Origin of the sequence: Lysobacter zhanggongensis (assembly GCF_046638635.1) — a bacterium.
Classification (GTDB): Bacteria; Pseudomonadota; Gammaproteobacteria; order Xanthomonadales; family Xanthomonadaceae; genus Novilysobacter; species Novilysobacter luteus.
The window spans coordinates 1-8226 of record NZ_JBJXHK010000088.1; the positions used below are offsets into that span (position 1 = coordinate 1).

Below are 8226 nucleotides of genomic sequence, written 5' to 3' on the forward strand. Positions count from 1 at the left end.
CCAGGGCCACGCCCATGCGGGCCCGAAACAGCGCGGCAGCGGCCAGGGTCGTGGTCCGCGCCGTGGCGCCGGTGGTGGCGCCGCCTGACCGCGGCGCTCCAGCAGCTATGAAAAAGGCCGGCAGAGATGCCGGCCTTTTTTTCTTGGGGGAGCGGGTGGCGTCAGCCCGCGCCCGGCTCCGAGGCGAGCCGCTCACGCACCGCACTCTCGAGGCCTTTCATACCCCACGCGCGGCCGATTTCGACGGCCTTCTCCACCGTGTGCCCCTCTACCCAGGCTGCCCGCAGCGCAGCCATGGCCCCGACGCGGTTGCCGCTGGCGCAGTGCACCAGTACGGGGGCGTCGATGTCCCGCAGCAGCGCGTCGAACGCGGCCACGTTGGCGCGGGTCAGGTCTGCCGGACCCGGATGGGCAGGTTGGCGTAGGCCATGCCGGCCTCGCGTACCAGGCCGGCCTCATCGAAACCCGGCGTCTCGTCATCGGGAGTGAGGTCGATCACCTGGCGGAAGCCGTTGGCCTGGAGCGTCGCGACGTCGGAAGCATCCAGTCGGCCCGAGGACACCACCCCGGGCACGGGCGAGACCGCGTTGCCGACGTCCGGCACCGGATGGCTGGAGGAGGGGGCCGCGCACGCGGCAACCGGCAAGGCGAGCGACACGGCCAGCACGAGGGAGAGCAGGGGGTGGCGAGCAGTAACCATGAAGCAGCTCCGCGGAAGGGTGGGGAACGATGACAGCATGGCGGACTCGTATAAGGGGGGACTTTATTAGGACCAACGAAAGTCCGACCGCGAGGTCGCCCTCAAGGCCGTTGTGCGCGCCGAGCGGGGATTCCTGGTAGCCAATCGCTGAAGGCCCCCGGTGCATCTGCGCGCTGAGCTGGGTGTCGACGGCTGATGCGCGCCAATCGCCGCCTTGGAAGGACCTTCAGGCGCCGCGCATGGATCCCGTGTCGACAAACCGCTGGTGCCACGACAGCGCCTCGCCGAGCAGGTGCGGGGTGTGCTTGCCGTAGCTGTTCGCGCAGGCGCGGTCGAAGTAGTCCTGCAGCATCGGCCGGTGGTCCGGGTGCGCGCAGCGCTCGATGATGAGCCTGGCGCGCTGCTTGGGGGCCAGCCCGCGCAGGTCGGCCAGGCCCTGTTCGGTGACGATGACCATCGTGTCGTGCTCGGTATGGTCGACGTGGCTGGCCATCGGCACGATGCCGGAGATCTTCCCGCCCTTGGCGGTGCTGGGCGACATGAATACCGAGAGATAGCCGTTGCGGGCGAAGTCGCCGCTGCCGCCGATGCCGTTCATGATCCGGCTGCCGGCGATATGGGTCGAATTGACGTTGCCGTAGATGTCCGCCTCGATCATCCCGTTCATCGCGATGCAGCCCAGCCGTCGGATCAGCTCGGGGTGGTTGGATATTTCCTGCGGCCGCAGCAGGATCCGCTCGCGGTAGAACCCCACGTTGGCGTTGAACTCCTCGATGCCGGCGGGGCTGAGCGAGAACGACGTGGCCGACGCCATCCGCAGGGTGCCGTTCTTCAGCAGCTCCAGCATGCCGTCCTGGATCACCTCGGTGTAGGCCGCCAGGCCCTTGTAGCCGCCCTCCGACAGGCCGGCGAGCACGGCGTTGGCGATGTTGCCGACGCCGGATTGCAGGGGAAGCAGGCGGTCGGTCAGGCGGCCACGCTGGATCTCATGGTCGAGGAAGTCGAGCAGGTGCCGGGCGATCTGCCGTGAGGCTTCGTCGGGCGGGCTGAAGGCGGAATTGCGATCGGGCGCGTCGGTTTCCACCACCGCGATGATCCGGGCCGGGTCGACCCGCAGGTACGGCTCGCCGATGCGGTCGTCCGGCTTCACCAGCGGAATGGGCTTGCGGTTGGGCGGCAGGGCGGTGCCGTAGTAGATGTCGTGCATCCCCTCCAGCGCGGCCGGCTGCCAGCGGTTGACCTCGAGGATCACCTTGTCGGCCTGCTCCAGCCAGGTCTTGTTGTTGCCCACCGAGGACGACGGGATCAGCAGCCCGTCCTCGCGGATGCCGGCCACCTCGATCACCGCGACGTCGATATCGCCGAAAAAGCCGAACCAGGTGTGCTGGGCGACGTGGCTGAGGTGGATGTCGATGTAGTTGAGCGTGCCGGCGTTGATCCGCTCGCGCACGTTGGGGTCGGACTGGTAGGGCAGCCGCAGCTCCATGCCCTCGACCTTCGCCAGCGCGCCGTCCAGCTCGGGGGCGGTGGAGGCGCCGGTCAGTACCTTGATCCGGAACGGGCGGCCCTCGCCGGCGGATTGTTCCATGCGCGCGGCCAGCGCCTGCGGCACGGCCTTCGGGTAGCCGGCGCCGGTGAAGCCGCTCATCGCCACCGTCATGCCCGGCTGGATCAGCTGCGCCGCTTCCCCGGCGGTCATCACGCGGTCGCGCAGGCGCGGGTCGAGGATGCGGTCGTTCATGAAGGGTCCCGTGTGGCTCGAATCTCCCGATTCTAGGCCGCGCCGCGCGGGCGGGCCGTTCCGCCGCTGGAACGGACGATTCCGGCAAAACAGCACGGGGCCGGCATTGCGGCCGGCCCCATGTCGTGCACCGATGCTTGCAGGTCAGGCCTGCTGGGCGGCGATCCAGCGGTTGATCTTGTCCTCAAGCACGTCCAGCGGGACCGAACCGTCCTTGAGCACTTCGGCGTGGAACGCGCGTACGTCGAAGTCATCGCCCAGCGCCGCCTCGGCCTTGTCGCGCATCTCCTGGATCTTCAGCTCGCCGATCTTGTATGCCAGCGCCTGCCCCGGGATGGCCATGTAACGCTCGGCCTCGGCAGTGGCCTGGGTCTCGGACTCGGCCGAGTTCTCCAGCATGTAGGCGATCACCTGCTCGCGGGTCCAGCCCTTGCTGTGCAGCCCGGTGTCCACCACCAGCCGGATCGCGCGCCACAGCTCGTTCTGCAGGTAGCCGAAGTAGCTGTACGGGTCGGTGTAGACGCCCAGGTCCTTGCCGAGCGACTCCGCGTACAGGCCCCAGCCCTCGGTGAAGGCGGTCTCGCCGCCGAAGCGGCGGAAGGTCGGCAGTCCAGTCAGCTCCTGCTGCAGGGCGAGCTGGAAGTGGTGGCCCGGGATCGCCTCATGCAGGAACAGGTCTTCGGCGTCCCAGGTCTTGCGGGTCGGCAGGTCGTAGGTGTTGACGTAGAAGATGCCCGGGCGGCTGCCGTCCTCGCTGGGCCGCATGTACGAACCGCCCGCGGCGGACTGCGCGCGGAAGGCCTCGACCGGGCGGATCTCGAACGGTGCCTTCGGGGTCAGCGAAAACAGCTCGGGGATCTTCTGGTTGATCTTGTCCTCGAGGCCGCGGTAGTGCGCCAGCAGCGCCTCCTCGGATTCGAACGAGAATTGCGGGTCGTTCTGCATGAACGCGAAGAAGTCCTGCAGCGAGCCCTTGAAGCCGACCTCGGCCATGACCTTGCGGATCTCGCCGTGGATGCGTTCCACCTCGTCCAGGCCGATCTGGTGGATCTGCGCCGGGCCGAGGTCGGTCGTGGTCGAGTTCTTGGCGCGGAACGCGTACCACGCCTCGCCGTTGGGCAGCGCGGCCATGCCGGCGGTGTCGCGCGCATGCGGCATGTAGTCGTTGGCGATGTACTCGCGCAGCTCGCGGTAGGCCGGCATCAACTGCTGCTCGATCAGCTCGCGGTAGTCCGCGGTGATGCGCGCCTTGTCCTCGGCGGAAAACGACTCGGGCATGTCGCTGACCGGCTTCCAGAACAGCGTGTCGGCCGCGTCGTCCTTGATCAGTGCATCCAGCTGCGGCAGCACTTTCTCCATCAGCGCGCGCGGTTGCACCACGCCGGCTTCCACGCCCTGCTTCATGTTCGCGATGGCCTGGTCGAACAGCACCGGCACCTGAGACGCACGCTTGCTCCAGTTGTCGTAATCCGCGACGGTCTTGAACGGTTGCGCGCCGGTGCCCGAGCCCAGCTGAACCACGGTGGAGGCGATGTTGTAGAACTGGTTGACCGGCTGCATCCACGACGGGAACTGCTCGCTGGCCAGCTCGTCCTTCGCGTTGCGCACGAAGATCTGGTAGCTCAGCAGGTCCTGGCCTTCCAGGCCGTCGGCGCCGATGGCCTCGACCTTCTCCAGCCACCCGGCGGTGAACTCGCGGGAGCGGTCGCGGTACTCCTCCGACAGGAAGTTCGGCAGGCGGTCGTTGTAGCGCGGGTCGCCCTGGAAGGTGGCGGCCAGCGGGTTGAGCTCGAGCATTTCCTCCCAGTAGGTCGCGTAGAGCGCGTCCAGCCGGGCCGCCTTGTCCCCCGCGACTTCTGCCGAGGTGGTGGCCTGGCTCGAGTCCCCGGCGGCGGTGGGACTGCACGCGGCCATCGCGGCAGCCAGGCCGAGGGCAAGCAGGGAGCGGGTGAGGGACGGCTTCATCGGGTTCTCCGGACGGGCGGGAAGACAGCCCCCGAGGCTCGCTGCGATGGTGCCGCGCGGCATGGGCCAAAGGTCACTGCAACCACGACGAGGTCACAGATGCGCACCCGGTGACGCAACGAAGCCGGCACACGGCCGGCTTCGCAAGGCTGGATGCGGTCGAGCTGTCAGTAACAACCGGGCATCAGTGCGTGTCCGGCCGCTGCTGGGCGGGAGGAGTGAACGGGATCGATTCGGGCGAGACCGCGCCGCCGGAAATGATGAAGCTCATCGCCTGGTCGACGGTCCAGTCGGTCGGGGTGATCTTCTCGACCGGAACGATTTCCAGGTAGCCCGAGGTCGGGTTGGGCGTGGTGGGCACGTACACCGCGGCGAGTTCGCGGCCGGTGCCTTGTTCGCGCAGGACCCGCGTGACGAAACCAATCGACTTCATCTCCTTGTGCGGGAAGTCGATCAGCACCACCCGCTGGGTGCCGTCGGGCTTGGTCTGCAGGATGTCCAGCAATTGCCGCGCGCTGCCGTAGATCGTGCTGGCGAACGGGATTCGGCCGATCAGCGATTCCACCCACCGCAGCAGGCGCTGGCCGAACACCCGGTGCGCCATCACGCCCGACAGCAGGATGACCAGCAACGTGGCCGCCAGCGCGATCACGGTCTGCACCCACGACTGGGCGAGCCAGCCGGCGATGTGCGGGTAGTCGGTGGCCAGGCGCGCCAGCAGTGGGCCGGTGATCGGGCGGCTGGTGTCGGACAGCAGGACGAAGACGAACTTGGCGACCACCCACGTCAGCCACAGCGGCAGCAGGGTCAGCAGGCCGGTGAGGAAGAGGCGTTGCAGGGTGGGGGGCTTGCGCATCGCGCGATTGTACGTGGCTGCGCTACAGCTCCCGCACCAACCGGAAGCCGACATCGTCGTAGCCGCGGCTTGCGTCCAGCGTTCGTGCCTTGGCAGCCGTGTTGCGCCAGGACGAGCCGATCACCTTGCGCTCGCGGCAGCTGCTGCCGCAGTCGCGCAGCCACAGGGCAAGGTCGCGACCACTGATCTCCGGCGCCATCTGGCGGGATTCGGCGGTACTGGGCAGCCGGTAGTCGTGGCCGGTCTGGCGGCTGTACCACTCGGCGTAGGCCTGCGCATCGGCGAGCGAGACGCAGACCACCGGCTCGTTGTCGCCCTGGCCGAAGCCCGGGTTGCGCCAGTCACGAGGTGCAAGCACGCGCAGCAGCGATGCCCGCTCGCGGCAGCGGGCAGCCTCGCGGCCGGTAAGAGTGGCGAAGCGGGCGTACTCGTCGCGGCTCACCGGCTTGCGGCTGATCGCCACCCCGTCGGTGCCGAGCACGGCGCCGGAAGGATCATCCGGGAGTGCCTGGCCACGTTCGGGGATCGCATCGGTACGCGCCTGCAGTTGCGCGCGGGTGGGCTCGGGCGCGCCAAGTGAAGCGGCCAGCTCGACCACGGCCGCGGCGGCGGTGCGGTCGAAGTCGCGCTCTGCGGCCTTCATCCTGTTGGCTAGGGCCGTGTCCAGGTTTTCGACCAGCGTCTGCGACAGCGCCGGCAGGGCGCCGTCGGTGTCCTGTTCTAGCCGGCGCAGGTGTTCCTGGTAGTCCAGTGCGCGGGCGTCGCGCTGGCGCTTGATGTTGTCGACCAGCTCGGCGCCAAGCGCGGCAGAGAGCTCCCCGGCAACGCGACGGACCTCGTCGTTGTCGGCGTCCGTCCGCCACGCCCGGACGACGCTGTCGTAGGCGTTGTTGCCCTCGGGCGCGGTGAGGTTGCGCTCGGTCAGTTGCCGGCGCGCATCCTCCAGTGCGACCTGCACCGGGGCTTCCGGCAGCGGCCGCATCATCGAGGCGATCGGGTCCGCGGTTTCGGTCACGTTCCCGGCGGGCGTGCCGGCACGCAGCAGGCTGTCGTCGCCGTCGCGCGCCAGCCACAACGACAGCAGGCCGACGATGCCGATCACTGCCATGCCGGCCCACAGAGGCCGCGGTACCACCTGCAGCTGTCGCAGCGCGCGCTCGCGCCACAGCGTCACGCGCGGCCAACTGCGCCGGCGCTCGACCAGGGTCAGCATGTCCGACATCGCGTCCACGTCCTGGAAGCGTTCGCCGGGCAACTTGGCCAGCGCGCGGTTCATGAAGCGCTGCCAGTGGCGAAGGTGCGCGGGGAGCCTGGGGATCGGGTCCTGCGCGTGCATGACGGCCATCGAGAGCGCATCGCCGGCCTGGTAGGGCAGGTGGCCCGACAGCATTTCCCACGCCAGCACGCCGAGGCTGTACAGGTCGGCGCGGCCATCCACATCCTCGCCGCGGGCCTGCTCGGGCGCCATGTAGGCGGTGCTTCCGACGGCCAGGCCGGCGGCGGTGACGCGCGGGCCGAAGCCGCGCCGCAGCGCGATGCCGAAGTCGGCCAGCAGCGGCGACTCGGTGTCGTCGAACAGCACGTTCTCGGCCTTGACGTCGCGGTGCACTACGCCGTGGGCGTGGGCGTAGCGCAGTGCGGACAAGAGCGCGCGCAGGATTTCGATGACGCGCGCCTCGTCGACGCCGCCGCCTTCCAGCTGGAAGCTGCGCTGGCCCAGGTGGCCGCGGGCCATGTAGGGCATGGCGTAGTACGGCAGGCCATCGGCCGTGCGGCCCAACTCGTGGATGCGGACCACGTGCGGATGCTCGAGCCGGGCGATGGTGCGCACTTCGTTCTCGAACCGCCGGCGGCTGACTTCGTCCGACAGCGCCTGGCTGGCCATCACCTTGATCGCGACCTCGCGGCCGAGCGCGGTCTGCTCAGCCAGGTACACCGTCGACATGCCGCCGTGGTTGACCACGCGCAGCAGGCGGTAACCCTTGATCACGGGCAAGGGCGGTGCGTTGGCATCGATGGTCGGCGGATTTGGCATCGCGGCCCCCTGTGGCGGAGCCGAGCATACCGCCGCCCGACGGCCGGTTGTATCGCCGGCGTACGGTTCCGTGGCTTGCGCCACGTGGTTTGGCAGCTTGCGCCCGCGCACGCCGCCCGCTGACGCGATTGGTCAGTCGCGGCCGGAGCGCCGGTCTTTCTTCAGGCGCACGTACAACTGCTTGCGCACGCGCGCGACCACGTCGCCGTCGCCGTCGACCACGTCGGTCTCGAACCAGCGCAGCACCTTGTCGCCACCCGCGCTGTCGGCGCGCAGCTGTGCCAGCACGTCGTCATCGAGGTCGAAGCACGCGTGCACGGTGCCGCGCCCGGGCTTGAGGAAGTCGATCGTGCCGGCGCGGTCCCACACCAGGTGGTCGCGGCCGATGGACTGCATCACCAGCAGCATCCAGAACGGATCGGTCATCGCGAACAGGCTGCCGCCGAAGTGGGTGCGCACGTAGTTGCGGTTCCACGGGCGCATGCGCAACTCGACCCGCGCATGGCGGTAGTCGTCATCGAGCCGGGTGACGTGGATGCCACTGGCGAGGAACGGCGGCCACAGGTTGATGCCGTGGCGGAACAGGTTGGCTTTCATGCAACGCAGGGGGATACGACGTGGGGGCGACAGCGTGCCATACGGCCGCGTACAGTCAAGGCCGCCCCGCATTGCGACGCCGTCAGAAGAGGACCGAAGCCATCTTCCGGCGGTAGCGTCCGACCAGCTCGGCATCGTCGATCACCTGGAACGCGTCGATCAGCGCCTTGCGCGGCAGCCCGCCGTCGAAGTCGCGGTCGTGCCGCAGCATCTCGATGAACTGCTCCAGCGCGGCCTCGTTGCGGCCGGCGACCAGCGCGTGCGCGCCCAGCAGGTGGCGCGCGCGGAGGTCGCCGGGGTCGGCGGCCACCGACTGCCGTAGTGCCTCGACC

At 69.0% G+C, this 8226-nt stretch carries 8 protein-coding genes; all 8 read right to left on the reverse strand.

From position 1 onward, the window contains the following. Positions 1–161: 161 nt before the first annotated feature. Positions 162–377 (reverse strand): hypothetical protein, encoded by a 216-nt coding sequence (locus ACKVMH_RS11555; protein WP_412700399.1) that lies wholly within the window; start codon positions 375–377, stop codon positions 162–164. A gap of 11 nt (positions 378–388) precedes the next feature. After that, entirely contained in the window at positions 389–700 is a 312-nt protein-coding gene (locus tag ACKVMH_RS11560; RefSeq protein ID WP_412700400.1) for a hypothetical protein, read from the reverse strand. A gap of 226 nt (positions 701–926) precedes the next feature. Beyond that, positions 927–2441 carry an acetyl-CoA hydrolase/transferase family protein gene (locus ACKVMH_RS11565; RefSeq protein ID WP_412700401.1) on the reverse strand — a complete coding sequence of 505 codons (1515 nt, stop codon included), beginning with the start codon at positions 2439–2441 and terminating at the stop codon, positions 927–929. A gap of 144 nt (positions 2442–2585) precedes the next feature. Further along, positions 2586–4406, reverse strand: coding sequence for a DUF885 domain-containing protein (locus tag ACKVMH_RS11570; protein ID WP_412700402.1), 1821 nt, complete (start codon positions 4404–4406; stop codon positions 2586–2588). 184 nt (positions 4407–4590) lie between these two features. After that, the gene (locus ACKVMH_RS11575; RefSeq protein ID WP_412700403.1) at positions 4591–5262 is read right to left on the reverse strand and encodes a DUF502 domain-containing protein; all 672 of its coding nucleotides are present in this window, start codon (positions 5260–5262) and stop codon (positions 4591–4593) included. A gap of 22 nt (positions 5263–5284) precedes the next feature. Further along, on the reverse strand, positions 5285–7297 hold the full coding sequence (locus ACKVMH_RS11580) for a bifunctional serine/threonine-protein kinase/formylglycine-generating enzyme family protein (RefSeq protein ID WP_412700404.1): 2013 nt from the start codon (positions 7295–7297) through the stop codon (positions 5285–5287). A 132-nt stretch (positions 7298–7429) separates the two neighbouring features. Further along, complete coding sequence (locus tag ACKVMH_RS11585) at positions 7430–7894, reverse strand: DUF4442 domain-containing protein (protein WP_215219903.1); 465 nt, start codon at positions 7892–7894, stop codon at positions 7430–7432. Between the two features lie 82 nt (positions 7895–7976). Then, positions 7977–8226: tetratricopeptide repeat protein (locus ACKVMH_RS11590; RefSeq protein ID WP_412700405.1), on the reverse strand; the 250-nt coding region annotated here is incomplete at its 5' end.